The sequence below is a fragment of the Ensifer sp. Root31 genome, assembly GCF_001424825.1.
GTDB lineage: Bacteria > Pseudomonadota > Alphaproteobacteria > Rhizobiales > Rhizobiaceae > Ensifer > Ensifer canadensis.
This window is the reverse complement of the sequence record NZ_LMCO01000046.1, coordinates 1-25,405: the sequence shown is the minus strand read 5'-3', so window position 1 is coordinate 25,405 and position 25,405 is coordinate 1. Positions and strand designations below refer to the sequence as shown.

The window sequence follows — 25,405 nt, the reverse complement described above, 5'->3', positions numbered from 1 at the left end:
GTGCCGAAGATTGTCGACTGGTACATGGAAGGCAAGATCGAGATCGATCCGATGATCACCCACACGATGCCGCTCGAAGACATCAACAAGGGCTTCGAGCTGATGCACTCCGGCGAGAGCATCCGCAGCGTGGTTCTCTACTAAGCTTAAAATCCGATTCAGGAAAGCGCCGGAATCGATTGTATTCCGGCGCTTTTTCGGTCCATTTGAGAAACGGATTCAGGATGATCTATGTCGATGCCGATGCCTGCCCGGTGAAGGCGGAAGTGCTGAAGGTGGCCGAGCGCCATGGCTTCAAGGTGACCTTCGTCGCCAACTCGGGCCTGCGACCGTCGCGCGACCCGATGGTCCACAACGTCATCGTGTCGGCAAGCTTCGACGCCGCCGACGACTGGATCGCCGAACGCGCGCATGAGGGCGATATCGTCGTGACTGCCGACGTGCCGCTTGCGGTTCGTTGCGTGGCCGCCGGCGCATTCGTCACCGGCCCGTCCGGGCGCGTCTTCGACAAGAGCAATATCGGCATGGCGTCTGCCATGCGCGACCTTGGCCAACACCTGCGCGAGACCGGCGAAAGCAAGGGCTACAATGCCGCCTTCACGCAACGCGACCGTTCGACCTTCCTCGAGACACTTGACCGACTCGCGCGCCAGACGAAAAAGTGAGGCGCGGCGTCAATCCGCAAGGGATCGCAGGGGCACTCCGATGACAGCGACGACAAGGCTCAGGCACTGGCCGTTCTACACCGCGCTCCCCTGTGCTCTTGCCAGCCTGCCCGTCATGTGGTTTGCCGCGCCGCGCTATAGTTTCGAAGTCTCAGCCGTCACTTTTTTCTGCGTCTACCTGATCATGAGCGCCCGGCGGCTGCGGATGATGACGGGCAAGCATCTCAAGACGCATGCGAGAAACACCGACGAACCCGAAGCGGTGATTTTCCTGGTCACTTTCGCAGCGGCCGCCACGGCGCTGGTCTCGCTGTTCTTCGCGTTGAACGGCGAAAGTAAGGGGCCAACGCTCGAACTGGCGCTAGCCTTTGCCTCGGTCGTTCTCGGCTGGGCGACCATCCACGTGATGGCGGCCATGCACTATGCCCATGTCTATTGGGTGCCTGACGACGGCGCGCAAACCCCTGCCCCGCAGCGCGGCCTCGATTTTCCCGAGACGCCGGAACCCGGCGGCTATGATTTCCTCTATTTTTCCTTCGTGATCGGCATGACCGCCCAGACTTCGGACGTCGCCATCACCACCACGGCGATGCGGCGCATCAACCTGATGCACGCCATCGTCTCCTTCTTCTTCAACACCGTGCTTGTCGCCGCTGCGGTCAACGCGGCCGTGCAACTCGCCGGCTGATCCCACGATATCCAAGGAGCATTTGATGAAAGTCCTTTCTCAGAACACCGCATTTGGCGGCATGCAGGGCGTCTTCTCGCACGAATCCGCGGCCTGCAAGGGCGAGATGACGTTTGCTGTCTTCGTCCCGCCACAGGCGATCAAGGAGCCGCGGCCGGTGCTCTGGTATCTCTCGGGCCTCACCTGCACCCATGCCAACGTGATGGAAAAGGGTGAGTACCGCCGTATGGCAGCCGAGCTCGGGCTGATCGTCGTCTGCCCCGACACCAGCCCGCGCGGCACGGAAGTTCCCGACGAACTCACCAACTGGCAGATGGGCAAGGGCGCAGGCTTCTACCTCGATGCCACGCAAACACCGTGGTCCGAGCACTATCAGATGTACAGCTACATCACCGAGGAGCTGCCGGCCTTCGTCAGCCAGCATTTTCGCATCGATATGAGCCGGCAGGGCATTTTCGGCCATTCGATGGGCGGTCACGGTGCAATGACCATCGCGCTCAAGCATCCGGACCGTTTCCGCAGCTGCTCGGCCTTTGCGCCGATCGTCGAGCCGTCGACGGCCGACTGGTCCATCGGCGCCTTCGAGAAATACCTCGGCGAGGACAGGGCCGCCTGGCGGCAATACGATGCCTGCGCGCTGGTCAAGGATGGTGCCCGCTTCCCGGAGTTCCTGATCGACCAGGGCAAGGCGGACAGTTTCCTCGACAACGGCCTGCGGCCATGGCTCTTCGAGGAAGCGATCAAGGGAACCGGCATCGACCTGACGCTGCGCATGCATGAGCGCTACGATCACTCCTATTACTTCATCTCGACCTTCATGGGCGATCATCTGAAGTGGCACGCCGAGCGGCTGGCCTGATCCCAGTGAAACGGCCGGAGGCTGCGATGTCCCAACTTCTTCTCGTCGGTGCCGGCGGCGCCATCGGATCGATGGCCCGCTATCTTGTCGGCCTTTGGACGGTTCAACGATGGGGCCCGGCCCTTCCATGGGGAACGCTCATGGTCAACGTCACCGGCTCGTTCCTGATCGGCTTGCTTGCGGAGCTGATCATGCGCAAGTTCGGCGCTTCGCCGGAGATGCGACTGTTCCTGATCACCGGCGTGCTGGGCGGTTACACCACCTTTTCGGCTTTTTCACTGGACGCCATTATGCTGCTCGAGCGTGGCGATGCTGCACTCGCGCTCGGCTACATCGCCGCCAGCATCGTGCTTTCGATACTGGCGGTGTTTGCCGGGCTGGCCCTGATGCGCGCAATGGTCTAAAGGCTGCCTCTAAAGAACAGGAAGCAGGTTCGCTGAGATGGCAGGCATAGAACACAAGCAGGTGGACGGCGACGAGGCAGGCATGCGCCTCGATCGCTGGTTCAAGGTGCATTTCCCCGGACTGGGTTTCGGTCCGCTGCAGAAGCTGCTGCGCTCGGGCCAGATCCGTGTCGACGGCGGCCGCGTCAAATCCGACACGCGCCTGCAGACGGGCCAGACGGTCCGCATCCCTCCGCTTAACGTCGACGCCAAGGAGATAAAGACTGGCCCGATCGCCGGACGCGACCTTCGCCACTCGCCCGACGGGGAATTGCTGTCGCGCATGGTGCTGCACGAGGACGCGAAGGTTATCGTGCTGAACAAGCCGGCTGGGCTTGCGGTACAGGGCGGCTCCGGCGTCAACCGACACATCGACAAGATGCTCGAGGCATGGACCAACCAGCGTGGCGAAAAACCCCGTCTGGTTCATCGCCTCGACCGCGACACCTCCGGCGTTCTGGTGATTGCCCGCACGCGTGGCGCCGCGCAGAAGCTGACGGCTGCCTTCCGCGAGCGCGACACCAAGAAGACCTATTGGGCACTGGTGAAGGGCGTCCCGCGCAAGCGCGAGGACCGCATCTCGACCTGGCTGGTCAAGGAACAGACGCCGGACGGCGACCGCATGCGCATCGCCAAGCACGGTGAAGATGGCGCCGACCACGCCATTTCCTACTACCGTGTGCGCGAGCAGGCAGCACAGAACCTCGCCTGGCTGGAGATGGAGCCCTATACCGGCCGTACCCATCAGCTACGCGTGCATGCGCTGCACATCGGCCATCCGATCCTCGGCGACCCGAAGTATTTCGACGCCGATTTCAACTGGAGCCTGCCCGGCGGCATGCAGAACCGGCTGCACCTGCACGCACGCCATATCGATATCCCGCACCCGGATGGCGGTCGCCTGCGGGTGACTGCGCCGCTGCCGCCGCACATGGTCCAGAGCTGGAACCTGCTAGGCTTCGAAGAGAACGAGCCCGGCGAGGACGACTGATGAAACTGGCGCTTTTCGATTGCGATGGCACGCTGGTCGACAGCGGCGGTCTGATCCACGAAGTGATGGCACGGACCTTCGAAGCCTTCGAACTCGATCGACCCGAACTTTCCGCGACCAAGGGCATCATCGGCCTGACCCTTGACATCGCCATTGCTCGCCTGCTCGGACACGAGCATGTCGACGACCAGGCGCTGGCAATGACGGCCCATTACAAGGCGATTTTTGCCGGCGTGCGCGGCGAATCCGGATTTCAGGAGCTGCTGTTTCCCGGCATCGCGGAGATGATGCAGACGCTGTCCGGCCGCGACGAGCTGCTGATTGGCGCGGTCACCGGCAAATCGCGCCGCGGTCTGACGCATATCGCCGAGACCCACGGCTTCGACCGGATATTCTTCGTCTCGCGCACGGCCGACGACTGCCCTTCAAAGCCGCATCCAGCAATGGTCTCGGAATGCTGCTCGGAAGCCGGGATTGATCCGAGCGATACTGTCGTCATCGGCGATGCGATTTATGATATGCAGATGGCGAAGGCCGCCGGCGCCGCCGCCATCGGTGTTGCGTGGGGTTATGCCGACGTACCGGATCTCGTCGAGGCGGGGGCCGACTACATTGCACGGACGCCGGCCGACATCATGGAGTGGATGGAACACTATCATGCCTGATATTCGCGATGAACTCAGCGGTGCGTTGAGCCACGAGGACCCGGTCCGGCGCGCACAGATCCAGATGCTGAAGCCGCTGCCCAAGCGCTTCTACAAGGACGTCAGCATCGGCACTTCGGAAGACGGCGGCCACAGCGTGCTGCTTGACGGCCGACCGGTGCGCACGCCGGCGAAAAATCTGCTTGCGGTCCCGACCCTGAAGCTTGCCGAAATGCTGGCAGCCGAATGGGATGCGCAGGTCGAGGTCATCGACCCCGCCAAGATGCCGGTCACCCGGATCGCCAACACGGCGCTCGACGGTGTGGCGAAGGACCAGCGCTCGGTTTTCGAGGACATCTTACGTTTCGCTGGAACCGACTTGCTCTGCTACCGCGCGTCCAGCCCGGAAGGGCTCGTCGGACGGCAGAACGCCGTCTGGAACCCGGTGCTCGAATGGGCTGCGCAGTCGCTCGGCGCCCGCTTCATTCTGGCCGAGGGCGTCATCCACCAGGAACAGACCGGTGAGGCAATCACCGCCTATGCAGAGGGCCTGCGCGCCTTTGCGACGCCGCTCGGCCTGACCTGCGTGCATACGATCACCACCTTGACCGGCTCGGCGCTGCTCGCGGTTGCGTTCGCGTCCGGCCGGCTGACCGCCGAACAGGCTTGGATTGCAGCCCATGTCGATGAGGACTGGCAGATCGAGCATTGGGGCACAGACGAGGAAGCGTTCAAGCGCCGCGAGGGCCGCTGGCAGGAGATGCAGGCGGCGACTGCCGTCCTCGACGCGCTGCGATAGCGGCGCGCCGGAACAGGCTGCGAAAGTCAGCTGCCCTTGCGAGAGATCTCTGACGTTGCGTTAGGCAGAAAGCTTCAGCCCGGCAATACCGGCAACGATCAGCGTGATGCAACCGAGGCGGACGAACGTCGCCGGCTCGGCAAAGAGGAAAATGCCGAGAATGACGGTACCGACCGTGCCGATGCCGGTCCAGACGGCATAGGCCGTGCCGAGCGGCAGCGTTCGGACCGCCAGACCAAGCAAGGCGATGCTAAGGATCATCGAACCGACGGTCAGGACCGTCGGCGTCAGCCGCGTGAAACCGTCGGTGTATTTGAGACCGATTGCCCAGCCGATTTCGAGGATACCGGCAAGCAGGAGGATTAACCAGGCCATTTCAAACTCCTAGAGTATGGAGCGAGGCCGTCCCCGCGGATGTTCGGTATCGAAAGTCTCAAAACCGTGCAGCCGTCTGCAACGCGGGTTCTATCTCACGGTTTTCTGACGGCAGCAAGATATGCCCGGGCAAATCAGCCCTGCACGCCCGGCAAGGCTTAAGCATTTCCAGCAAAAAGTGCGAAGCGGTTTCCCGCCAGGAAATGCGTCGCAACAGAGAGATGGAGTCAGCTCCGCTCACGCCGCAGCTTTGCCCACCATTCCAGCCGCTTGCGGATCTCTCGCTCGAAGCCGCGTTCCGGCGGGTCATAGAAGGTCTTGCGTCCCATCTTTTCCGGGAAATAGTCCTGGCCCGAAAACGCATCGGGCTCATCGTGGTCGTAACGATAGCCGTCGCCGTAGCCCTCGCCCTTCATCAACTTGGTCGGCGCGTTCAGAATATGCTTCGGCGGCAGAAGCGAACCGTTTTCCTTGGCCGCCCGCATGGCCGCTTTGTAAGCCATGTAGACACCATTCGATTTCGGTGCGGTCGCGAGATAGACGCAGGCCTGGGCCAACGCCAGTTCTCCTTCCGGCGAACCGAGATAATCATACGCATCCTTGGCGGCATTGCAGATCGCCAGTGCCTGAGGATCGGCAAGGCCGATATCCTCCACCGCCATGCGGACGAGGCGCCGTCCGAGATAGAGCGGATCCTCGCCGGCATCGAACATTCGGCAGAGATAATAAAGTGCCGCATCCGGGTCGGAGCCGCGCACCGATTTGTGCAGGGCCGAAATCAGGTTGTAGTGACCGTCCTGCCCCTTGTCGTAGACCGGCGCTCGTCGCTGCACGATCCTCTGCAGCGCGTCGACATCGAAGATCTCGTCCGCCCGCGCGGCGCGCCAGACCTCCTCGGCCAGCGTGAGCGCCGCCCGGCCGTCGCCATCGGCCATCCGGATCAGGCTTGCCCGGGCGTCCTCATCCAGCGGAAGAGGTTTGCCTTCCGTCTCTTCGGCGCGCTTCAGCAATTCTCGCAGGCTCTCTTCTCCATGCGGCTTGAACGTCAGCACACGGGCGCGTGACAAGAGAGCGGCGTTGAGTTCGAAAGACGGATTTTCTGTCGTCGCCCCGACCAAGATGACCGTGCCGTCTTCCATGACGGGCAAGAAGCTGTCCTGCTGGGCACGGTTGAAACGATGAATCTCATCGACGAAGAGCAAGGTCTGGCGGCCCGACATCCGCCGGGCCCTTGCCGATTCGAAAACCTTCTTGAGGTCGGCGACACCGGAAAAGATCGCCGAGATCTGCTCGAAGGCAAGCCCCGCCTCGCCCGACAGCAGCCGGGCGACCGTCGTCTTGCCCGTTCCAGGCGGTCCCCAGAAGATCATCGATCCGAGCGAGCCCGATGCGATCATGCGCGTCAACACGCCATCCACGCCCGTCAGGTGTTCCTGGCCGGTGACTTCGGACAGCGTGCGCGGCCGCAGACGATCGGCAAGCGGTCTTGCCGAGGTCATTTCCGGCGGCTCGGAGGACGAGAAGAGATCGCTCATCGGAAGAACTGACGAATGATCTGGCCATCGCGCTCGATTTCGACGCGCCAGAAGGAGGCACCCTCGGCCATCACGCTCTCCAATGTCTTCGAACTGTCGATCGACGCGCCGTTGACGGAGCGGATAATATCCTTCGGCGCCAGTCCGATGCGCGCGGCGGGCGAGCCACGGTTGATCTCGGTAACGACGACACCCTGCAGCGAGGTCGACATGCGCAGTTCGTCGGCCAATCGGGGAGAGAGATTGGCTACGACCGCACCGGCAAACGGATTGCGGCCCTCGATGAGGCGCTCGTCGCGGGGCGACGTCTCCGGTGCACGGTCGAGCTTCAGGCTGACATCGTGCGGTTTGCCGTTTTCGGAAACGGTGACGCGGGCCTCGTGGCCAATACCGACCGTGGTCAGGCGGTAGCCGAGGGCATCGGGATGTTCCACGGCGATGCCGTTGACCGCTGTGATCACCTGCCCCGGCTTGATGCCAGCTGAGGCTGCGGGCCCGTCGGTGACGACGGCGGTGACAAGCGCGCCGCGAGCGCGATCAAGGCCAAGAGCTTCCGCGACTTCTGAGGTCACGGGCTCGAAGGACGCGCCGATGAACGGACGCACGAAGGAGCCATTGCCGCCCTCGGCGGAGGCGACAAACACCTTTACCAGATTGGCAGGGATGGCAAAGCCGACGCCGTTCGAGCCGCCGCCCTTGGAGAAAATCGCGGTATTGATGCCGATCAGCGCACCGTTCATGTCAATCAGGCCACCGCCGGAATTGCCGGGGTTGATGGCGGCGTCCGTCTGGATGAAGAAGCCGAAATCGCCCGACGAAATCTGATTGCGGGCGAGCGCGGAAACGATGCCGCTCGTCACCGTCTGCCCGACGCCGAAGGGATTGCCGATCGCCAGAACGATATCGCCGACCTCGACCGCATCGGAATCGCCGATCGGGATGATGTCGAACGGACCATCGGACTGGATCTTCAGGACCGCAAGATCGAGGCGGTCATCCTTGAGCACGATCTTGCAGGGATATTCGCGGCCATCGGCAAGCGCCACCTTGATATCGTCGGCGCCTTCTATGACGTGGTTATTGGTAACGACGATGCCGTTCTTGCCGACGATCACGCCGGATCCGAGCGACGACTGCTTCTCGCTGCGGTTCGGCATGCGCTGCCCGAAGAACTCTTCGAAGAAGGGATCGCCCGAGAAGACCGACCGGCGCTCGACCACGCGCTCGGCATAGACGTTGACGACCGCATTCGCCGTCTGCTTGACCAGAGGCGAGAAGGAAAGCTGCATCTCGGTGCGCGACTGGGGCACGACCTTCGCATCCTGGGCCATTGCCGGACAGGCGAGAGAGACGGCGAGAACGAGCGTCGCAAGCGCCCTTGAACCAAAGATCATATGAAGCCTTCTCCTATTCGTCGCGGCTACGTTCAGATAGGATTTCGCAGGAAAAAAGGCAAACGTCACTGCGAGATACGCAAAGTCGGCGCCATCACGTAGAACGCACGAAAACGTGGTTATCCGCCTCTTTCTCAGTGATCGAAACTCTGGTCAGTTTGAGCAGACAAGACCCACACGTTGAAAGCGGAAAAGATCATGCCGGCCTATCGTCCACCGAGAATCGCATCGTCCGAAATCACGCCGGAGAGCTGCTTTCTCTCGCGCCGCGCCTTTCTAGCGACGACGGCAGGTGGTTTGCTGATTGCAGGCACTGGCGTCGGTTCGGTCCAAGCGGCTGCACTCGCCGCACCCAAGGGCAGATACACCGTCGAGGAGGATCTGACGCCGGAGGCCGACGTCACCGGCTACAACAATTTTTATGAGTTCGGGACCGGCAAGGCCGATCCTGCGGCCAACTCGGATACCTTCAAACCGACCCCATGGACCGTGAAGGTCGATGGTCTTGTCGGCAAGCCGAAGGAATTCGGGTTGGAGGAGCTTCTGGCGCTTCCAATCGAGGAGCGTGTCTACCGGATGCGTTGCGTCGAAGCCTGGTCGATGGTCATTCCCTGGACCGGGTTCCCGCTCGCAGCCCTGCTCGACAAAGTCGAGCCACTCGGCAATGCGAAATATGTCTCATTCGAGACCGTGGTGCGCCCCGAGGAGATGCCCGGCCAATCAGGCTTCTTTCAGGCTTTGCCCTGGCCTTACCGCGAGGGTCTGCGCCTCGACGAGGCGCGCCATCCGCTCACCATTCTCTCGGTCGGCGTCTATGGCAAGACCCTGCCAAATCAGAACGGTGCGCCGATCCGACTGGTCACTCCTTGGAAGTATGGCTTCAAGGGTATCAAGTCGATCGTGCGAATCTCGTTGACGGAAACGCCGCCGCCTTCGACATGGAACCTGTCGGCACCCAATGAGTACGGCTTCTATGCGAATGTTAACCCGACCGTCGACCATCCACGCTGGAGCCAGGCGACCGAAAACAGGATCGGTGGCGGTGGTTTCTTCGGCGCCAACCGACGCGATACCCTGCCCTTCAATGGCTATGCGGAAGAAGTCGCCGGTCTCTATGCCGGCATGGACCTGAGAGCGAACTTCTAAGAATGCCCAAGCTGCCCGCCCTGCCGAAACGCTTTCACTCCGCGTCCGTCTGGGGATTGTACGGGCTGGGCCTCTGTCCGGCCCTTGCCGCCTTTTACCTCGGCGCCACCGGACGCCTGCCTGGAAACCCCGTCAAGGAATTCGAGCACCTGCTCGGCATCTGGGCGCTGCGCTTTCTGGTCGCCACGCTGGCGATCACCCCCATCCGCGATATCTTCGGCGTCAACTGGCTGCGCTACCGGCGCGCACTCGGGCTGCTGGCGTTCTACTATGTGGTGATGCACTTCCTGGCCTATTTCCTGCTCGACCAGGTCCTGAACATCCCCGCCATCATCGCCGACATCGCCCGGCGCCCGTTCATCACCATCGGAATGGCCGGGCTGCTGATGCTCATCCCCCTGGCGCTGACATCCAACAATTGGTCGATCCGTAGGCTCGGCAGCAAATGGAACCAGTTGCACAAGCTTGCCTATGTGATCGCCGCGGCGGGAGCGCTGCATTTCGCCATGTCAGTCAAGGTGGTCGGCCTCGAGCAGATGACCTATCTGGCTTTGGTCACCTTGCTCCTTTGCTGGCGCCTGGTGCGCAAGCCCTATCTGAAGCGTAAACGGCAGGTCGCCAACCGACCGATCCGGACAGCGGAAACAGAAAAAGCGGCCGGGTGACGAACACCCGGCCGCTTTCAATTCAGCTTACCTGAAAAGATCAGGCTGCTTCTGCGGCGTCAGCTTCAGCTGCGACGCGAGCGCGATCCTTCGCACCCTTTGCATCGGTGTCGCGGTCAACGAATTCGATGACGGCGAGAGCAGCGTTGTCGCCCTGGCGGAAACCAGCCTTCATGATACGCAGGTAGCCGCCGTTGCGGGTGGCGTAACGCGATGCGATCGTGTCGAACAGCTTCGAAACGACAGCGGCGTCGCGGATCTGCGAGATCGCCTGACGACGAGCATGCAGGTCGCCGCGCTTGCCGAGAGTGACGAGCTTTTCAACGATCGGGCGGATTTCCTTAGCCTTCGGCAGGGTCGTAACGATCTGCTCGTGCTCGATCAGCGAAGCTGCCATGTTGGCAAACATCGCCTTGCGGTGGCTGGCGGTTCTATTCAGCTTGCGGCCGGCTTTACCGTGGCGCATTGCTATTCTCCTTCACTTGCAGGCATCTGCCCGCAGTCTAATGGTTAGTATTGGTCTTCGTAACGCTTGGCGAGATCTTCGATGTTCTCAGGCGGCCAGGACGGCACTTCCATGCCGAGGTGCAGGCCCATGGAAGCGAGAACTTCCTTGATTTCGTTCAGCGACTTGCGACCAAAATTCGGCGTGCGGAGCATTTCTGCTTCGGTCTTCTGAATGAGGTCGCCGATGTAGACGATGTTGTCGTTCTTCAGGCAGTTGGCCGAACGGACGGAAAGTTCCAGTTCGTCGACCTTCTTGAGAAGCGCCGGGTTGAAGGCGAGCTCGGTGACTGCCTCTTCCTCTGCTTCCTTCTGCGGCTCGTCGAAGTTGACGAAAACCGACAGCTGGTCCTGAAGGATGCGGGCCGCAAACGCGATCGCATCTTCACCGGTGACGGAGCCGTCCGTCTCGATGGACATCGTCAGCTTGTCATAATCAAGAACCTGGCCTTCGCGGGTGTTTTCCACCTTGTACGAGACCTTCTTGACCGGCGAGTACAGGCTGTCGACCGGGATGAGGCCGATCGGAGCATCTTCCGAACGGTTACGGTCAGCCGGAACGTAGCCCTTGCCGTTGTTGACGGTGAACTCCATGCGGATTTCAGCGCCCTCGTCGAGGGTGCAGATCACATGGTTCGGGTTGAGGATTTCGATGTCGCCAACCGTCTGGATGTCACCGGCGGTTACAACGCCCGGACCCTGCTTGCGCACAACCATGCGCTTTGCGTCGTCGCCATCCATCTTGATGGCGATTTCCTTGATGTTGAGCACGATGTCCGTCACGTCTTCCCGAACGCCCGGGATAGAGGAGAACTCGTGCAGGACGCCGTCGATCTGCACCGCGGTAACAGCAGCACCGCGAAGCGACGACAGCAGCACGCGGCGAAGCGCGTTGCCGAGCGTCAGACCAAAGCCGCGTTCAAGCGGTTCCGCGACCAACGTTGCCTTGGTGCGGCCCGAGGAGATGAACTCCACCTTGTTCGGCTTGATCAGTTCCTGCCAATTTTTCTGGATCATGTTTTGTGCCTTCCGTTCGTTGTCACCATCCAATCGTGACAACCGAGCCCCGAAGTCCGGGAGCACGCCGAAGCGCCCTCACCGGCATTTTGAACGCAAATGATCAGACGCGGCGCTTCTTGCGCGGGCGGCAACCGTTGTGCGGGATCGGGGTCACATCGCGGATCGAGGTGATCATGAAGCCCGCAGCCTGCAGCGCGCGAAGTGCGGATTCACGGCCGGAACCCGGACCGCAAACTTCAACTTCAAGCGACTTCATGCCGTGTTCCTGGGCCTTCTTGGCGCAGTCTTCAGCGGCGATCTGAGCGGCAAACGGGGTCGACTTACGCGAGCCCTTGAAACCCTTGGCACCGGCAGACGACCAGGCAATTGCGTTGCCCTGTGCGTCGGTGATGGTGATCATGGTGTTGTTGAACGACGAATTGACGTGCGCGACGCCAGACGTGATGTTCTTGCGTTCGCGACGGCGAACGCGGGTGGCTTCCTTGGCCATAGGATCCCTTTCTTAGATCTCTGCACCGCCGTAATTCCAGCGGCTCCACCGGGAAAGGAATTTTCGTCCCCTGCCCTGCTTCTTCAGTTTCATCCAGGACCGGTGGAACCGGCCCTGCAGGCATTTCGCAAAACCGGTTAGGCAATGCGACGGTCGGGCAACGCCCTTCCCAAACTGCAAAAGGAGGCCGGCGCGTGCGCCAGCCTCCCAATCTCCCTATTCGGGAAATTACTTCTTCTTACCGGCGATCGCCTTTGCCGGACCCTTGCGGGTGCGGGCATTGGTGTGGGTACGCTGACCGCGCACCGGCAGGCTGCGGCGATGACGCAGGCCGCGGTAGCAGCCCAGGTCCATCAGACGCTTGATGTTCATCGACGTGTCGCGACGCAGGTCACCTTCAACCTGGTAGTCGCGGTCGATCGTTTCGCGGATCTGAAGAACTTCAGCGTCCGTCAACTGATGCACGCGGCGATCAGCCGGAATACCGACCTTCTCGACGATTTCCTGTGCGAATTTCGGTCCGATCCCGTGAATGTAGGTCAGCGCGATAACAACGCGCTTTGCCGTCGGGATGTTGACGCCAGCGATACGTGCCACGTCTATTCTCCTTGCGTTCCAGTTGCCATCCGGCAATAGGTGCTTCGTTACGCGACCTCAAGAGCCGCACGTTGATTGAGGTTCGAGACACGTCAAAACCGACCGTACCCGGACTTCGTTTCGTTGAAGACCGCGCCGATCGCTCCCATGTCGCGAGTTGGCGCTGTCTTTGGCGGAATCAGCCGGAAAAGTCAACTCCCCGGCGGTTCCTTTTCGGCAAAGACCCAGGGTCTAGGCCAGAATCTTCTCGATCTGTGCAGTCACGGCGTCTACATCGGCCATGCCGTCGACCGTCTTAAGCTCACCGGTGCCGGCATAGTGCTCCGACAAAGGTGCGGTCTTTTCCCGATATTCCGTCAGCCGACGCTTGAAGGCTTCCGGATTATCGTCCGATCTGACCGAGCCGCCCGCAGCGATAGTTTCCGCTACGCGATTCTCCATACGCTTTACAAGCGCCGTCTCGTCGACCTTGAGCTCGATCACGGCATCGAGCTTCAAGCCCTTGCCTTTAAGCATCTGGCCGAGAGCGACCGCCTGCGGGACCGTGCGCGGATATCCGTCGAGGATAAAGCCGTTGGCACAATCCGGGGCGTCGATCCGGTCCGACACGATCTCGTTGACGATCGCATCAGAAACGAGCTGTCCGGCGTCCATAACAGCCTTGGCGCGCTTGCCGACGTCGGTCGCCTGGGCGACGGCCGCCCGCAGCATGTCACCTGTGGAAAGCTGCGGAATACCGTACCTCTCCGTCAGAAGCTTGGCTTGTGTCCCCTTGCCAGCTCCGGGCGGTCCCAAAAAAATCAGTCTCATCGTCCCCTCTTTCCTCCGCGCAGCTTCGACTTCTTGATCAGCCCCTCATACTGCTGAGCGATGAGGTGACCCTGGATCTGTGCTACCGTATCAAGGGTAACGCTGACAACAATCAAAAGCGACGTACCACCAAGGTAGAACGGCACGCCAGTCTGGGCGATGAGGATTTCGGGCAGGATACAGACGAAGATCAGGTAGATCGCTCCAAGCACGGTGATGCGCGTCAGAACGTAGTCGATGTATTCAGCCGTACGCTCGCCCGGGCGGATGCCCGGAATGAAGCCGCCATGCTTCTTCAGATTGTCGGCTGTGTCCTTCGGATTGAAGACGATGGCCGTGTAGAAGAAGGCGAAGAACGCAATCATGCCGCCGTAGAGCACCATGTAGAGCGGCTGGCCGTGACCGAGCGCGCTGACGATAGATGTGGCCCAGCCGGGCAACGCCGCGGTGTTGGCAAAACCAGCAAGCGTCGCCGGCAGCAGCAGCAGCGACGATGCGAAGATCGCCGGGATAACACCCGCAGTGTTGAGCTTCAGCGGCAAGTGCGACGTGTCGCCCTGGAACATGCGGTTGCCGACCTGGCGCTTCGGATACTGGATCAGAAGACGACGCTGGGCGCGTTCGACGAAGACGATGAGCGCGATGACGGCAACGACCATGACGATGATCGCCAGGATCAACGGGGTCGAAAGCGCACCGGTGCGGCCAAGCTCGAGCGTTCCGGCAAGAGCCGTCGGCAGATGGGCGACGATGCCGGCGAAGATGATCAGTGAGATGCCGTTACCGATGCCCCGCGATGTGATCTGCTCGCCGAGCCACATCAGGAACATCGTGCCGCCGAGCAGCGAGATAACCGTGGAAATACGGAAGAACCAACCCGGATCGTTCACGAGGCCGTTGCCGCTCTCAAGGCCGACGGCAATGCCATAGGCCTGCATGACGCCGAGAAGCACCGTGCCGTAGCGGGTGTACTGATTGATGATCTTGCGACCCTGCTCGCCTTCTTTCTTCAGCTGTTCCAGCGCCGGAACGACGGAGGTCATCAGCTGAACGATGATCGAGGCAGAGATATAGGGCATGATGCCGAGCGCGAAGATCGCCATGCGCTCCACTGCGCCGCCCGAAAACATGTTGAAGAGCCCGAGAATGCCGCCGCTCTGGCCTTGGAAGGCCTGCGCAAACGCGTCCGGGTTGAGGCCGGGCAGCGGGATATAGGTGCCAAGACGGTAGACCAAAAGCGCACCAAGCGTGAACCACAGTCGTTTCTTCAGATCTTCCGCCTTGGCGAAAGTCGAGAAATTCAGGTTCGAGGCGAGCTGTTCCGCTGCAGAAGCCATGCAATTCTCCGCGTACCAAATCTCGGAATCAGCGGGAGTACCCTGTCCGTTCCGGAAGGACTAACTTTTCGTCTTGAAAACCGGACGCGAGGCGATTGTGTCTGCAATCGGATGCCTCACCGTGGTTTCCGCTATGTCCGCCGAGGCGAGCGATTCGCCATCGCGGACGTGAGGCTCACATATGGGAGCAAAACCGCCCGGAGTGAAGCACCCCGGGCGGTTGATCAGTAATATTATTCGGCAGCAGCCGAAAGCAGCTTGATGGAGCCGCCAGCCTTTTCGATCTTTTCGATCGCCGGCTTGGAAGCACCTGCAACTTCGAGCGAGATCTTCGCCTTCAGTTCGCCATCGGCCAGGACGCGAACGCCGTCCTTTTCGCGACGGATCACGCCGGCAGCCTTGAGAGCTGCTGCATCGACGGTCTTCGAAGCGTCAAGCTTCTTGGCGTCGATAGCCGTCTGGATGCGGCCGAGCGACACGACAACAAACTCCGAAGCGAAGATGTTGTTGAAGCCGCGCTTCGGCAGACGACGGTAGATTGGCATCTGGCCGCCTTCGAAGCCGTTGATGGCAACGCCCGAACGAGCCTTCTGACCCTTCACACCGCGACCGGCAGTCTTGCCGGAGCCGGAACCGATGCCACGGCCAAGACGCTTGCGGTTCTTGGTCGAGCCTTCGTTGTCCTTGATTTCATTCAGTTTCATGAGCTTATCCCCCTCACTTCTCGTCGACGACGCGAACGAGGTGCTGGACCGACCGGATCATGCCTCGAACAGCTGGGGTATCTTCCAGCGTGCGAACCCGGTGCATCTTGTTGAGGCCCAGGCCGATGAGCGTCTGACGCTGTACGGCCGGACGGCGAATGGGGCTACCGATCTGCTCGACGGTAACCGTCTTCGCAGCGTTTTCTTTCTTAGCCATCTGTCAGCTCCCTTATTCTTCGGAAGCAGCGCCGGAGGAAACACGACGAGCCTGGAGCGTGGCGTACTTCATGCCGCGCTGAGCTGCGATGTCCTTCGGGTGCATCTGGTTCTTGAGGGCGTCGAACGTTGCGCGAACCATGTTGTACGGGTTCGACGAACCGGTCGACTTAGCGACGACGTCGTGAACGCCGAGCGTTTCGAAAACGGCGCGCATCGGGCCACCAGCGATGATACCGGTACCGGCCTTGGCCGAACGCAGCAGCACCTTGCCGGCGCCGTGACGGCCGTGAACGTCGTGATGCAGGGTACGACCACCACGCAGCGGGACGAAGATCAGATCGCGCTTGGCGGCTTCCGTTGCCTTGCGGATGGCTTCCGGCACTTCGCGCGCCTTGCCATGACCGAAGCCAACGCGGCCCTTCTGGTCGCCAACGACGACGAGAGCTGCGAAACCGAAACGACGACCGCCCTTCACCACCTTGGCGACGCGGTTAATTGCTACGAGCTTATCGACAAATTCGCTGTCGCGCTCTTCGCGGTTCTGGCGATCTTCGCGAGAACCCCTTCTTTCCTGTGCCATTGTCCTTTTCCTTTTTCTTTTCCGGGTGCAATCGGCAGATTGACAAAAGTCGCCCCCGTCCTGTGGATCGGAAGCGACCGGAAACTTATGAGGGTTCCAGGCGGGCGCAAGGCCCGCCTGGCAACCGATCAGAAGTTCAGACCACCTTCACGTGCAGCTTCGGCCAAAGCCTTGATGCGACCATGATAGATGAAGGCGCCACGATCAAAGACAACGTCCTTGACGCCAGCCTTTACGGCGCGCTCAGCGATGAGCTTGCCGACGGCAGCAGCAGCTGCCGCGTCAGCGCCCGTCTTCAAAGACGAACGCAGATCGGTGTCGAGCGTGGAGGCAGACGCAAGCGTCTTGCCGGCCACGTCGTCGATAACCTGTACGTAGATGTTCTTCGACGAGCGATGAACCGACAGGCGCGGACGGCCATTCGCGACCGCCTTGATTTGACGGCGCACGCGGTTGGCGCGACGCACAAGAGTATCTTTCCTGCTAGCCATTTCGCGTGATCCTTACTTCTTCTTGCCTTCTTTGCGGACAATCCGCTCGCCGGCATACTTGACGCCCTTGCCCTTGTAGGGCTCGGGGCCGCGGTATTCGCGGATTTCCGCTGCAACCTGGCCGACCTGCTGCTTGTTGATGCCGGAGACGACGATTTCCGTCGGCTTCGGTACAGCGATCGTGATGCCTTCCGGCGTCTGGTAGACCACGTCGTGGCTGAAACCGAGTGCCAGCTGCAAGTTCTTGCCCTGCAGCGAAGCGCGGTAACCAACGCCGTTGATTTCGAGCTTGCGCTCGTAACCGTCCTTAACACCCTTCAGGATGTTCTCGATCATCGTGCGGGACATGCCCCACTTGGAACGAGCATCCTTGCTCTGGTTGAGCGGCTGTACAACAACCGCGTTGTCTTCGAGCGCTACCGATACTTCGTCGTTTGCAACAAAGAACAGTTCGCCCTTAGGGCCCTTCGCCGTTACCTTCTGGCCATCAACGCTTGCCGTGACGCCTGCAGGAACTTGAACGGGCTTTTTACCGATACGAGACATTTTTATACCTGTCTGTTCGCTATGGAGATCATGTTACGTCTTAGAAGACGGAGCAAAGAATCTCGCCACCAACATTCTGTTCGCGTGCCTGATGATCGGCCATCACACCCTTCGGAGTCGAAAGGATGGTGATGCCGAGGCCGTTCGCGACCTGCGGAATGGACTTAACCGAGACATAAACTCGGCGGCCCGGCTTGGAAACGCGTCCGATCTCACGGATTACGGAAGCGCCTTCGTAGTACTTCAGTTCGATGTTCAGCTCGGCCTTGCCGTTGCCAAATACGACTTCAGAGTATCCACGGATGTAGCCTTCAGCCTGAAGGACATCCAGAACACGTGCGCGGAGCTTCGAAGCCGGCGTGGAAACGCTCGACTTGCGGCGTGCCGCGCCGTTACGGATACGGGTGAGCATATCGCCCAGCGGATCAGTCATTGCCATGTGCCCGTCTCCTTACCAGCTCGACTTGACAATACCCGGCACGCGGCCGGAATTGCCCAGTTCGCGAAGCGCAATACGCGACATGCGAAGTTTACGATAGTAGGCGCGCGGACGGCCCGTAACTTCACAACGGTTGCGGATGCGGGTCTTGGATCCATCACGCGGCAGTTCAGCCAGCTTGATGGTTGCCTTGAACCGCTCTTCGATCGGCAGAGACTGGTTCATGATGATTGCCTTCAGAGCGGCGCGCTTAGAGGCTTGCCCGGCAACCAGTTTGCGGCGGCGCTTGTTCTTTTCAACTGCGCTCGTTTTCGCCATAACAGTTATCCTTCTTTACGCTTGTCGTTACGGATTACTGACGGAACGGGAAGTTGAACTCTGTGAGCAGAGCGCGTGCTTCGTCGTCGTTAGTAGCCGTCGTGCAAACGATGATGTCCATGCCCCACATCTGATCAACCTTGTCGTAGTTGATCTCAGGGAACACAATGTGCTCCTTGACGCCCATGGCGAAGTTGCCACGGCCATCGAAGGACTTCGGGTTGAGGCCACGGAAGTCGCGAACACGCGGAAGAGCGATGTTCACGAGACGATCCAGGAACTCATACATCCGAACGCCGCGCAGGGTAACCTTGGCACCAATCGGCATGCCTTCGCGCAGCTTGAAGCCAGCGATGGAGTTGCGAGCGCGGGTGATTACCGGCTTCTGACCAGCAATCGCAGCGAGGTCGGCAGCTGCGACGGTCGGCTTCTTGGAGTCGCCGGTCGATTCGCCAACACCCATGTTGATGACGATCTTGTCGAGGCGCGGGATCTGCATTTCGTTGGCGTAGGAGAACTTCTCCTGCATAGCCGCACGAATACGCTCGACATATTCCTTCTTGAGCCGGGGCTCATAAGCGGACTTAGCCATCGATCACTACTCCCGAACGCTTGGCCACGCGGACCTTCTTGTCACCGTCGATCTTGAAGCCGACGCGGGTCGGCTTGCCGTCCTTCGGATCGGCAATCGCGATGTTCGAAAGATGGATCGAGGCTTCCTTGTTGATGATGCCGGCTTCCTGGCTCTGGGTCTGGCGCTGGTGACGCTTCACCATGTTCACGCCACGCACTACAGCCCGATCTTCCTTCGGCATAACCTGTACGACTTCGCCGGTACGGCCCTTGTCCTTACCGGTGAGAACGACGACCTTGTCGCCTTTACGAATCTTTTGCATCTCTCAACGCTCCCTTAGAGTACTTCCGGAGCCAGCGAGATGATCTTCATGTGGTTCTTGGCGCGAAGTTCGCGCGGAACCGGTCCGAAGATACGGGTGCCGATCGGCTCTTTCTTGTTATCGATAAGAACGGCTGCGTTTGTGTCAAAACGAATGACGCTGCCATCCGCACGGCGGATGTCTTTCGCGGTGCGAACGACAACAGCCTTCATGACATCACCCTTCTTCACGCGGCCGCGCGGAATGGCTTCCTTGATCGAAACGACAATGATGTCGCCGATCGACGCGTACTTACGCTTGGAGCCGCCCAGCACCTTGATGCACATGACACGACGTGCGCCGGAATTATCCGCCACGTCGAGGTTTGTTTGCATCTGAATCATGTCAGGTCGCCTTCTTGTTGTTACCAGGCCGGTTGGGTCTAGACCCCCTCGCCCGGCTTATTGTGCCTATCTCAAAGCAAAAGAACGCCCGGACTCGAGCGTTCCTCTACTTCAATTGCGTGCTTCATACAGATATTTGCCCAAGACGCAAGGGTCTCGCGGTCAAATCCCGTAGAAATCAAGCCTGGGCGGCAACCACCGTCCAGCGCTTATCCTTGGAGATCGGCGCGCATTCCTCGATGGAAACAACGTCACCAACCTTGTACTGGTTGTTTTCGTCGTGCGCCTTGTACTTCTTCGAACGGCGGACGGTCTTCTGGAGAATCGGGTGCGCAAAGCGGCGCTCGACCCTGACGACGACGGTCTTGTCGTTCTTGTCGCTGACGACTGTGCCCTGCAGAATGCGTTTCGGCATATTTTGTGGTCCTTAGGCCTTGGCTTCTGCCGCCTTCTGGCGGGCAATTGTTTTGACGCGTGCGATGTCCTTACGGACTTCGTCAATACGCGACGACTTTTCGAGCTGGCCGGTTGCCTTCTGGAAACGCAGATTGAACTGCTCTTTCTTCAGCTTGGCAAGCTCTTCGTTGAGTTGATCGGCGCTCAGAGCGCGAACATCTGCGGCTTTCATGAGATTCACTCCTTACTCTGCGATACGCTGCACGAAGCGCGTCTTGACAGAGAGCTTGGCAGCACCAAGACGAAGTGCCTCACGGGCGAGTTCTTCGCTGACACCATCGATCTCGAACATCATACGACCAGGCTTGACCTTGCATGCCCAGTATTCAACCGAGCCCTTACCCTTACCCATGCGGACTTCGGTAGGCTTGGCGGTGACCGGAACGTCAGGGAACACACGGATCCAGACGCGGCCGGCACGCTTCATATGGCGGGTGATCGCGCGGCGGGCCGCTTCGATCTCGCGCGCATTGACGCGGTTTGGTTCTTGAGCCTTCAGGCCGAATTCACCAAAGGAAAGATCAGATCCGCCCTTGGCTACGCCCTTGATGCGGCCCTTGAATTGCTTGCGATACTTCGTACGCTTTGGCTGCAACATTTTTTTAATTCTCCGATATTGGCTGCCACGCGCGCATGTTACGCGTTTTCGCGACGACGGTCTCTGCTGCTGCCGCCCTGGTTGTCACTCTCGATCGCGCGACGCTCGGAAGCCATCGGATCGTGCTCAAGGATCTCGCCCTTGAAGATCCAGACCTTGATGCCGCAGATACCGAAAGCGGTTTGAGCTTCAGACGTACCGTAGTCGATGTCCGCACGCAGAGTGTGCAGCGGAACGCGACCTTCGCGGTACCATTCGGTACGAGCGATTTCGGCACCACCGAGACGACCGGCGCAGGTGATCTTAATGCCTTCGGCGCCAAGACGCATGGCCGACTGAACAGCGCGCTTCATCGCACGGCGGAAAGCCACGCGGCGCTCGAGCTGCTGAGCGATCGACTGGGCAACGAGCGTTGCGTCAACTTCCGGCTTGCGCACTTCAACGATGTTGAGGTGGGTTTCGGAGTTGGTCATCTCGGAAAGCTTCTTGCGGAGCTTTTCGATGTCTGCGCCCTTCTTGCCGATGATCAGGCCCGGACGAGCCGAGTGGATCGTTACGCGGCACTTCTTGTGCGGACGCTCGATCACGACCTTGGCAATGCCAGCGGCCTTCAGCTCTTCCATCAGGTAAGCGCGGATCTTCAGGTCTTCGTGAAGAAGCTGACCGTATTCCGCGTTATCAGCGAACCAACGGCTATCCCAGGTCCGGTTGATGCCGAGACGGAAACCGATCGGATTAATCTTCTGGCCCATTATGCGGCCTCCCCTTTGGCTTCCACTTCACGAACGACGATCGTCAAGTGAGAGAACGGCTTTTCAACACGCGATGCACGGCCGCGACCACGAGCGTGGAAGCGCTTCATCACAATCGACTTGCCAACATACGCCTCAGCGACGATGAGCGAATCAACGTCGAGGTCGTGGTTGTTCTCAGCGTTTGCGATCGCGGATTCAAGCGTCTTCTTGACCGTTTCCGAGATCCGCTTGCGCGAGAACTCGAGTTCGGCCAGAGCGCGCTCGACCTTCTTGCCGCGGATCATCGCTGCAACCAGGTTGAGCTTCTGGGGGCTGACGCGGATCGTGCGCGCAATTGCCTGCGCTTCATTATCCTTCAGCCGGCGTTCGGCTTTTGCCTTGCCCATTGTTACTTCCTCTTTGCCTTCTTGTCCGCACCATGACCGTAATAGGTCCGGGTCGGAGAGAATTCACCGAACTTGTGTCCGACCATTTCTTCTGACACCGAAACGGGAACATGCTTGTTGCCGTTGTAGACGCCGAAGGTGAGACCCACGAACTGCGGAAGGATCGTGGAGCGACGGCTCCACATTTTGATCACTTCGTTACGACCGCCGTCACGAACCTTCTCAGCCTTCTTGAGAAGATAGCCGTCAACAAACGGACCTTTCCATACTGAACGAGCCACTTGAGACTTCCTCTCTTACTTCTTGCGCTGGTGACGCGACCGCATGATGAACTTGTCGGTCGACTTGTTGGAGCGCGTCCGCTTGCCCTTCGTCGGCTTGCCCCAAGGGGTAACCGGGTGGCGACCACCGGACGTACGGCCTTCACCACCGCCGTGCGGGTGGTCAACCGGGTTCATGACGACGCCGCGAACGTGCGGCTTCTTACCGCGCCAGCGCGAACGACCAGCCTTACCGTCATTGATGTTGCCGTGATCGGGGTTCGATACAGCACCGATGGATGCGAGGCAAGAGCCGTGCACGAGGCGCTGTTCACCCGAGTTCAGGCGAAGGATTGCCATGCCCTGGTCACGACCAACGAGCTGCGCGTAGGTACCGGCCGAGCGAGCCAGCTGGCCGCCCTTACCCGGCTTCATTTCCACGTTGTGGATGATGGAGCCGACCGGGATGAACTGCAGCGGCATGGTGTTGCCGGGCTTGACGTCGACTGCTGCCTTTTCCGAAGCGATCACCTTGTCGCCGGCAGCGAGACGCTGCGGAGCGAGGATGTAGGCCTGTTCGCCATCGGCGTAGGTTACCAGCGCGATGAACGCGGTGCGGTTCGGGTCATATTCCAGACGCTCGACGGTGCCTTCTACGTCGAACTTGCGACGCTTGAAGTCGACCAGACGGTAGGTCCGCTTGTGACCGCCGCCCTGGAAGCGAACGGTGATACGGCCGAGGTTGTTGCGACCGCCCTTGGAGTGCAGACCTTCGGTCAGCGCCTTTACCGGCTTGCCCTTGTAGAGGCCGGACCGGTCAACGATGACCAGCTGGCGCTGGCTCGGGGTCGTCGGATTGAAACTTTTCAATGCCATTTTATTGTTCCCTTTTGGGTTTTTACCCTAATGGGCCTATCCGTTAGAGACCGGTGGAGACGTCGATGGACTGACCGTCGGCGAGCGTGATGATCGCCTTCTTCACGTCCTTCTGCTTTCCGGTAAAGCCGCGGAACCGCTTGGTCTTGCCCTTGCGGACGAGCGTGTTCACGGCCGTAACCTTGACGCCGAACAGAGCTTCGACAGCAGCCTTGATTTCAGGCTTCGAAGCACCCTTGGCGACGTTGAAGACGATCTGGTTCTGTTCGGAAACCAGCGTCGACTTTTCAGTGATCGAGGGAGACACGATCACGTCGTAGTGGCGAAGATCCGTCATTTGAACCGCTCCTCCAGAGCTTCCACGGCAGCCTTGGAAAGCACGAGCTTGCCACGGCGCAGAATGTCGTAAACGTTGATGCCCTGAACCGGCAGAACGTCCACATTCGGGATGTTCTGAGCGGCGAGCTTGAAGTTGTTCTCGATTTCAGCGCCGCCGATGATCAGAGCATTGGTCAGACCGAGCGAGGCGAATACGCCAGCCAGGGTCTTCGTCTTTGCTTCTGCGGCAACGAGATCATCGAGAACGATGATGTTTTCAGCCTTCAGCTTGGCAGACAGAGCGTGGCGAAGGCCGAGTGCACGAACCTTCTTCGGCAGGTCATGGGCGTGGCTGCGAACAACCGGGCCATGAGCCTTACCACCGCCACGGAACTGTGGAGCACGAGCGGAGTGGTGGCGGGCGCGGCCCGTACCCTTCTGCTTGTACATCTTGGCGCCGGTGCGCGAAACTTCCGCGCGGCCCTTGGCCTTGTGTGTGCCCTGCTGCTTCTTAGCGAGCTGCCAGCGAACGACGCGGGCGATGATGTCTTCACGGGGTTCGAGACCGAAAATGGCGTCCGAAAGGGAAACCTTTCCCGCGTCCTTGCCCTCGAGGGTTTTGACGGTGAGATCCATTATTCGGCTCCCTTACTTCGATGCTTCGGCGCGCACGGCCGCGGGGCGCGGTGCGCCTTCCGGGGTGCCCGACTTGATGGCGTCACGAACGACGATCCAGGCACCCTTGGAGCCGGGGACAGCGCCCTTGACCAGGATCAGACCGCGGTCTTCATCGGTCGATACGACTTCGAGGTTCTGCGTGGTGACGCGCGTCTGGCCCATGTGACCAGCCATGCGCTTGCCCTTCCAGACGCGGCCCGGATCCTGGTTGGAACCGGTCGAACCATGCGAACGGTGCGATACGGAAACGCCGTGCGTTGCACGCAGACCGCCGAAGTTGTGGCGCTTGATGGCGCCGGCAAAGCCCTTACCGATCGTGGTACCGGTGACGTCGACGAGCTGGCCCGCAACGAAATGGTTGGCGGTCAGTTCGGAGCCGATGTCGATCAGATTGTCCGCGGAAACGCGGAATTCGACGAGCTTCGCCTTCGGTTCGACGTTGGCGGCAGCAAAGTGGCCGCGCATCGCCTTCGGCGTGTTCTTGACCTTGGCAGTGCCGGCGCCCAACTGGACAGCGGTATAGCCGTTCTTGTCGTCCGTGCGCTGGGCTACCACCTGGCAGTTTTCCAGCCGCAATACTGTTACCGGGATATGCTCGCCGGCGTCGTTGTAGACGCGCGTCATTCCCACTTTCTGTGCAATCACACCTGAACGCATCGGTTCATTCCTCTTGAGAGTTAACGTCGGGGCGAACCCCTTCGCATCTCTTGTTTAAGGTCTCCCTCTGATCCTTGCGGAACGCCGGGTCGCCCGTTTCTGGAAGCCGTTGGACCGAAGCCCACGTACCTTCCTTGTTATTAAAGCTTAATTTCCACGTCGACGCCGGCAGCGAGGTCGAGCTTCATCAGCGCGTCAACGGTCTGCGGAGTCGGATCTACGATATCGAGAAGGCGCTTGTGGGTACGCATTTCGAACTGTTCGCGGCTCTTCTTGTCGACGTGCGGCGAACGGTTGACCGTAAATTTTTCAATGCGCGTCGGCAGCGGTACTGGACCGCGCACGCTGGCACCGGTGCGCTTGGCCGTCGAGACGATTTCGCGTGTCGAGGCATCGAGGATCCGGTGATCAAACGCCTTGAGGCGGATGCGGATGTTCTGGCCGTTCATACGACTTATCCTTGTTCATGTTAGTTGCGGTTTCCGTGGAGAAACGCGCATTGAACTTCGTTTGATGTTCGGCCAGTCCGCTAATTTTTCAAAGATCGGAGGGACAAGGTTTCCCCTGCCCCTTCCTATTTGAGCGGCCGTGGCCGGCCTGTACTTTCGCGATCGCACTATGCCGACGCACCATGCAAATCACGCTTGCGCGCCATTTGCACTATTTCGGCGTCGTCGGCAAGCCGTGCGACCAACTAAATCATGCTGGGCGGCTATGTCCGAGGCGCATAACAATGCGCCTCGCCTCATTCCGCCCGTTCGCCGATTACTCGACGATCGAAGCGACGATGCCGGCGCCGACGGTACGGCCACCTTCGCGGATAGCGAAGCGCAGCTTTTCTTCCATCGCGATCGGAACGATCAGCTCAACGGCAACCGTGACG

Annotated in this window: 39 protein-coding genes and 2 pseudogenes; 10 read left to right on the top strand and 31 right to left on the bottom strand. The window is 60.1% G+C overall.

Annotation, left to right across the window (positions count from 1 at the left end):
• The 8 genes and pseudogenes from ASD00_RS40530 to ASD00_RS30790 form a co-directional block, all read left to right on the top strand.
• Positions 1 to 144: pseudogene (locus ASD00_RS40530) on the top strand (S-(hydroxymethyl)glutathione dehydrogenase); the annotation flags it as partial.
• Between the two features lie 80 nt (positions 145 to 224).
• The gene (locus ASD00_RS30820; RefSeq protein WP_025426699.1) at positions 225 to 665 is read left to right on the top strand and encodes a YaiI/YqxD family protein; all 441 of its coding nucleotides are present in this window, start codon (positions 225 to 227) and stop codon (positions 663 to 665) included.
• Positions 666 to 705: 40 nt separating this feature from the next.
• Positions 706 to 1,353 carry a DUF1345 domain-containing protein gene (locus ASD00_RS30815; protein WP_025426698.1) on the top strand — a complete coding sequence of 216 codons (648 nt, stop codon included), beginning with the start codon at positions 706 to 708 and terminating at the stop codon, positions 1,351 to 1,353.
• Between the two features lie 25 nt (positions 1,354 to 1,378).
• Positions 1,379 to 2,212, top strand: a complete 834-nt coding sequence (gene fghA, locus ASD00_RS30810; protein ID WP_025426697.1) for an S-formylglutathione hydrolase — start codon at positions 1,379 to 1,381, stop codon at positions 2,210 to 2,212.
• Between the two features lie 26 nt (positions 2,213 to 2,238).
• Positions 2,239 to 2,616 (top strand): fluoride efflux transporter CrcB, encoded by a 378-nt coding sequence (gene crcB, locus ASD00_RS30805; protein ID WP_057210904.1) that lies wholly within the window; start codon positions 2,239 to 2,241, stop codon positions 2,614 to 2,616.
• 37 nt (positions 2,617 to 2,653) lie between these two features.
• The gene (locus ASD00_RS30800) at positions 2,654 to 3,646 is read left to right on the top strand and encodes an RluA family pseudouridine synthase (protein ID WP_025426695.1); all 993 of its coding nucleotides are present in this window, start codon (positions 2,654 to 2,656) and stop codon (positions 3,644 to 3,646) included.
• A complete protein-coding gene (locus ASD00_RS30795; protein ID WP_025426694.1) occupies positions 3,646 to 4,311 on the top strand; it encodes an HAD-IA family hydrolase in 666 nt (221 codons plus the stop codon). The genes ASD00_RS30800 and ASD00_RS30795 overlap by 1 nt, the downstream gene beginning before the upstream one ends.
• Positions 4,304 to 5,089 (top strand): ATP12 family chaperone protein, encoded by a 786-nt coding sequence (locus tag ASD00_RS30790; RefSeq protein ID WP_057210902.1) that lies wholly within the window; start codon positions 4,304 to 4,306, stop codon positions 5,087 to 5,089. Before ASD00_RS30795 ends, ASD00_RS30790 begins: the two co-directional genes overlap by 8 nt.
• Before the next feature lie 60 nt (positions 5,090 to 5,149).
• Here the strand turns inward: ASD00_RS30790 and sugE are convergent, their stop codons facing one another.
• The 3 genes from sugE to ASD00_RS30775 form a co-directional block, all read right to left on the bottom strand.
• Positions 5,150 to 5,464 carry a quaternary ammonium compound efflux SMR transporter SugE gene (gene sugE / locus ASD00_RS30785; protein WP_025426692.1) on the bottom strand — a complete coding sequence of 105 codons (315 nt, stop codon included), beginning with the start codon at positions 5,462 to 5,464 and terminating at the stop codon, positions 5,150 to 5,152.
• A 227-nt stretch (positions 5,465 to 5,691) separates the two neighbouring features.
• Positions 5,692 to 6,999 (bottom strand): replication-associated recombination protein A, encoded by a 1,308-nt coding sequence (locus ASD00_RS30780; protein WP_057210900.1) that lies wholly within the window; start codon positions 6,997 to 6,999, stop codon positions 5,692 to 5,694.
• Positions 6,996 to 8,393, bottom strand: coding sequence for a DegQ family serine endoprotease (locus ASD00_RS30775; protein WP_025426690.1), 1,398 nt, complete (start codon positions 8,391 to 8,393; stop codon positions 6,996 to 6,998). Before ASD00_RS30775 ends, ASD00_RS30780 begins: the two co-directional genes overlap by 4 nt.
• A gap of 198 nt (positions 8,394 to 8,591) precedes the next feature.
• Between ASD00_RS30775 and msrP the strand changes: the two genes are divergently transcribed.
• The gene (gene msrP / locus ASD00_RS30770; RefSeq protein ID WP_025426689.1) at positions 8,592 to 9,539 is read left to right on the top strand and encodes a protein-methionine-sulfoxide reductase catalytic subunit MsrP; all 948 of its coding nucleotides are present in this window, start codon (positions 8,592 to 8,594) and stop codon (positions 9,537 to 9,539) included.
• 2 nt (positions 9,540 to 9,541) lie between these two features.
• A complete protein-coding gene (msrQ, locus tag ASD00_RS30765; protein WP_025426688.1) occupies positions 9,542 to 10,204 on the top strand; it encodes a protein-methionine-sulfoxide reductase heme-binding subunit MsrQ in 663 nt (220 codons plus the stop codon).
• Positions 10,205 to 10,244: 40 nt separating this feature from the next.
• On the opposite strand, the gene rplQ is transcribed toward msrQ, so the two are convergent.
• The 28 genes and pseudogenes from rplQ to tuf form a co-directional block, all read right to left on the bottom strand.
• Entirely contained in the window at positions 10,245 to 10,670 is a 426-nt protein-coding gene (gene rplQ, locus ASD00_RS30760) for a 50S ribosomal protein L17 (protein WP_025426687.1), read from the bottom strand.
• 44 nt (positions 10,671 to 10,714) lie between these two features.
• Complete coding sequence (locus ASD00_RS30755) at positions 10,715 to 11,725, bottom strand: DNA-directed RNA polymerase subunit alpha (RefSeq protein ID WP_025426686.1); 1,011 nt, start codon at positions 11,723 to 11,725, stop codon at positions 10,715 to 10,717.
• 103 nt (positions 11,726 to 11,828) lie between these two features.
• Positions 11,829 to 12,218 (bottom strand): 30S ribosomal protein S11, encoded by a 390-nt coding sequence (rpsK, locus tag ASD00_RS30750; protein WP_003536496.1) that lies wholly within the window; start codon positions 12,216 to 12,218, stop codon positions 11,829 to 11,831.
• A 228-nt stretch (positions 12,219 to 12,446) separates the two neighbouring features.
• On the bottom strand, positions 12,447 to 12,815 hold the full coding sequence (gene rpsM / locus ASD00_RS30745) for a 30S ribosomal protein S13 (protein ID WP_025426685.1): 369 nt from the start codon (positions 12,813 to 12,815) through the stop codon (positions 12,447 to 12,449).
• Between the two features lie 231 nt (positions 12,816 to 13,046).
• Complete coding sequence (locus ASD00_RS30740; RefSeq protein ID WP_025426684.1) at positions 13,047 to 13,625, bottom strand: adenylate kinase; 579 nt, start codon at positions 13,623 to 13,625, stop codon at positions 13,047 to 13,049.
• Positions 13,622 to 14,962 carry a preprotein translocase subunit SecY gene (secY, locus tag ASD00_RS30735; RefSeq protein WP_025426683.1) on the bottom strand — a complete coding sequence of 447 codons (1,341 nt, stop codon included), beginning with the start codon at positions 14,960 to 14,962 and terminating at the stop codon, positions 13,622 to 13,624. The genes ASD00_RS30740 and secY overlap by 4 nt, the downstream gene beginning before the upstream one ends.
• A gap of 233 nt (positions 14,963 to 15,195) precedes the next feature.
• Positions 15,196 to 15,666 carry a 50S ribosomal protein L15 gene (gene rplO, locus ASD00_RS30730; RefSeq protein WP_025426682.1) on the bottom strand — a complete coding sequence of 157 codons (471 nt, stop codon included), beginning with the start codon at positions 15,664 to 15,666 and terminating at the stop codon, positions 15,196 to 15,198.
• Between the two features lie 13 nt (positions 15,667 to 15,679).
• A complete protein-coding gene (gene rpmD, locus ASD00_RS30725) occupies positions 15,680 to 15,883 on the bottom strand; it encodes a 50S ribosomal protein L30 (protein WP_025426681.1) in 204 nt (67 codons plus the stop codon).
• 12 nt (positions 15,884 to 15,895) lie between these two features.
• On the bottom strand, positions 15,896 to 16,465 hold the full coding sequence (gene rpsE, locus ASD00_RS30720; protein ID WP_025426680.1) for a 30S ribosomal protein S5: 570 nt from the start codon (positions 16,463 to 16,465) through the stop codon (positions 15,896 to 15,898).
• Positions 16,466 to 16,593: 128 nt separating this feature from the next.
• A complete protein-coding gene (gene rplR, locus ASD00_RS30715) occupies positions 16,594 to 16,956 on the bottom strand; it encodes a 50S ribosomal protein L18 (RefSeq protein ID WP_025426679.1) in 363 nt (120 codons plus the stop codon).
• A gap of 12 nt (positions 16,957 to 16,968) precedes the next feature.
• Complete coding sequence (gene rplF / locus ASD00_RS30710; protein WP_025426678.1) at positions 16,969 to 17,502, bottom strand: 50S ribosomal protein L6; 534 nt, start codon at positions 17,500 to 17,502, stop codon at positions 16,969 to 16,971.
• A gap of 40 nt (positions 17,503 to 17,542) precedes the next feature.
• Positions 17,543 to 17,941, bottom strand: coding sequence for a 30S ribosomal protein S8 (rpsH, locus tag ASD00_RS30705; protein WP_025426677.1), 399 nt, complete (start codon positions 17,939 to 17,941; stop codon positions 17,543 to 17,545).
• A 12-nt stretch (positions 17,942 to 17,953) separates the two neighbouring features.
• Positions 17,954 to 18,259 carry a 30S ribosomal protein S14 gene (rpsN, locus tag ASD00_RS30700; RefSeq protein ID WP_025426676.1) on the bottom strand — a complete coding sequence of 102 codons (306 nt, stop codon included), beginning with the start codon at positions 18,257 to 18,259 and terminating at the stop codon, positions 17,954 to 17,956.
• A 34-nt stretch (positions 18,260 to 18,293) separates the two neighbouring features.
• On the bottom strand, positions 18,294 to 18,851 hold the full coding sequence (gene rplE / locus ASD00_RS30695) for a 50S ribosomal protein L5 (RefSeq protein WP_025426675.1): 558 nt from the start codon (positions 18,849 to 18,851) through the stop codon (positions 18,294 to 18,296).
• Positions 18,844 to 19,155, bottom strand: coding sequence for a 50S ribosomal protein L24 (gene rplX / locus ASD00_RS30690; protein WP_025426674.1), 312 nt, complete (start codon positions 19,153 to 19,155; stop codon positions 18,844 to 18,846). Before rplX ends, rplE begins: the two co-directional genes overlap by 8 nt.
• A gap of 14 nt (positions 19,156 to 19,169) precedes the next feature.
• Positions 19,170 to 19,538 (bottom strand): 50S ribosomal protein L14, encoded by a 369-nt coding sequence (gene rplN / locus ASD00_RS30685; RefSeq protein ID WP_003536525.1) that lies wholly within the window; start codon positions 19,536 to 19,538, stop codon positions 19,170 to 19,172.
• 178 nt (positions 19,539 to 19,716) lie between these two features.
• On the bottom strand, positions 19,717 to 19,953 hold the full coding sequence (gene rpsQ / locus ASD00_RS30680; RefSeq protein WP_025426673.1) for a 30S ribosomal protein S17: 237 nt from the start codon (positions 19,951 to 19,953) through the stop codon (positions 19,717 to 19,719).
• Between the two features lie 12 nt (positions 19,954 to 19,965).
• Positions 19,966 to 20,166 (bottom strand): 50S ribosomal protein L29, encoded by a 201-nt coding sequence (rpmC, locus tag ASD00_RS30675; RefSeq protein WP_025426672.1) that lies wholly within the window; start codon positions 20,164 to 20,166, stop codon positions 19,966 to 19,968.
• A 12-nt stretch (positions 20,167 to 20,178) separates the two neighbouring features.
• Entirely contained in the window at positions 20,179 to 20,592 is a 414-nt protein-coding gene (rplP, locus tag ASD00_RS30670; protein WP_025426671.1) for a 50S ribosomal protein L16, read from the bottom strand.
• Between the two features lie 38 nt (positions 20,593 to 20,630).
• A complete protein-coding gene (gene rpsC / locus ASD00_RS30665; protein ID WP_025426670.1) occupies positions 20,631 to 21,344 on the bottom strand; it encodes a 30S ribosomal protein S3 in 714 nt (237 codons plus the stop codon).
• On the bottom strand, positions 21,344 to 21,733 hold the full coding sequence (gene rplV, locus ASD00_RS30660) for a 50S ribosomal protein L22 (RefSeq protein WP_025426669.1): 390 nt from the start codon (positions 21,731 to 21,733) through the stop codon (positions 21,344 to 21,346). The genes rpsC and rplV overlap by 1 nt, the downstream gene beginning before the upstream one ends.
• A gap of 2 nt (positions 21,734 to 21,735) precedes the next feature.
• A complete protein-coding gene (gene rpsS, locus ASD00_RS30655; protein ID WP_025426668.1) occupies positions 21,736 to 22,014 on the bottom strand; it encodes a 30S ribosomal protein S19 in 279 nt (92 codons plus the stop codon).
• A gap of 15 nt (positions 22,015 to 22,029) precedes the next feature.
• The gene (gene rplB, locus ASD00_RS30650) at positions 22,030 to 22,869 is read right to left on the bottom strand and encodes a 50S ribosomal protein L2 (RefSeq protein WP_025426667.1); all 840 of its coding nucleotides are present in this window, start codon (positions 22,867 to 22,869) and stop codon (positions 22,030 to 22,032) included.
• 43 nt (positions 22,870 to 22,912) lie between these two features.
• Positions 22,913 to 23,206 carry a 50S ribosomal protein L23 gene (locus ASD00_RS30645; protein ID WP_025426666.1) on the bottom strand — a complete coding sequence of 98 codons (294 nt, stop codon included), beginning with the start codon at positions 23,204 to 23,206 and terminating at the stop codon, positions 22,913 to 22,915.
• Entirely contained in the window at positions 23,203 to 23,823 is a 621-nt protein-coding gene (gene rplD, locus ASD00_RS30640; protein ID WP_025426665.1) for a 50S ribosomal protein L4, read from the bottom strand. Before rplD ends, ASD00_RS30645 begins: the two co-directional genes overlap by 4 nt.
• Positions 23,824 to 23,835: 12 nt before the next feature.
• Complete coding sequence (rplC, locus tag ASD00_RS30635; RefSeq protein ID WP_025426664.1) at positions 23,836 to 24,522, bottom strand: 50S ribosomal protein L3; 687 nt, start codon at positions 24,520 to 24,522, stop codon at positions 23,836 to 23,838.
• Between the two features lie 140 nt (positions 24,523 to 24,662).
• Positions 24,663 to 24,971, bottom strand: coding sequence for a 30S ribosomal protein S10 (gene rpsJ / locus ASD00_RS30630; RefSeq protein ID WP_003507767.1), 309 nt, complete (start codon positions 24,969 to 24,971; stop codon positions 24,663 to 24,665).
• A gap of 316 nt (positions 24,972 to 25,287) precedes the next feature.
• Positions 25,288 to 25,405 (bottom strand): annotated as a pseudogene (gene tuf, locus ASD00_RS39460) (elongation factor Tu); the annotation flags it as partial.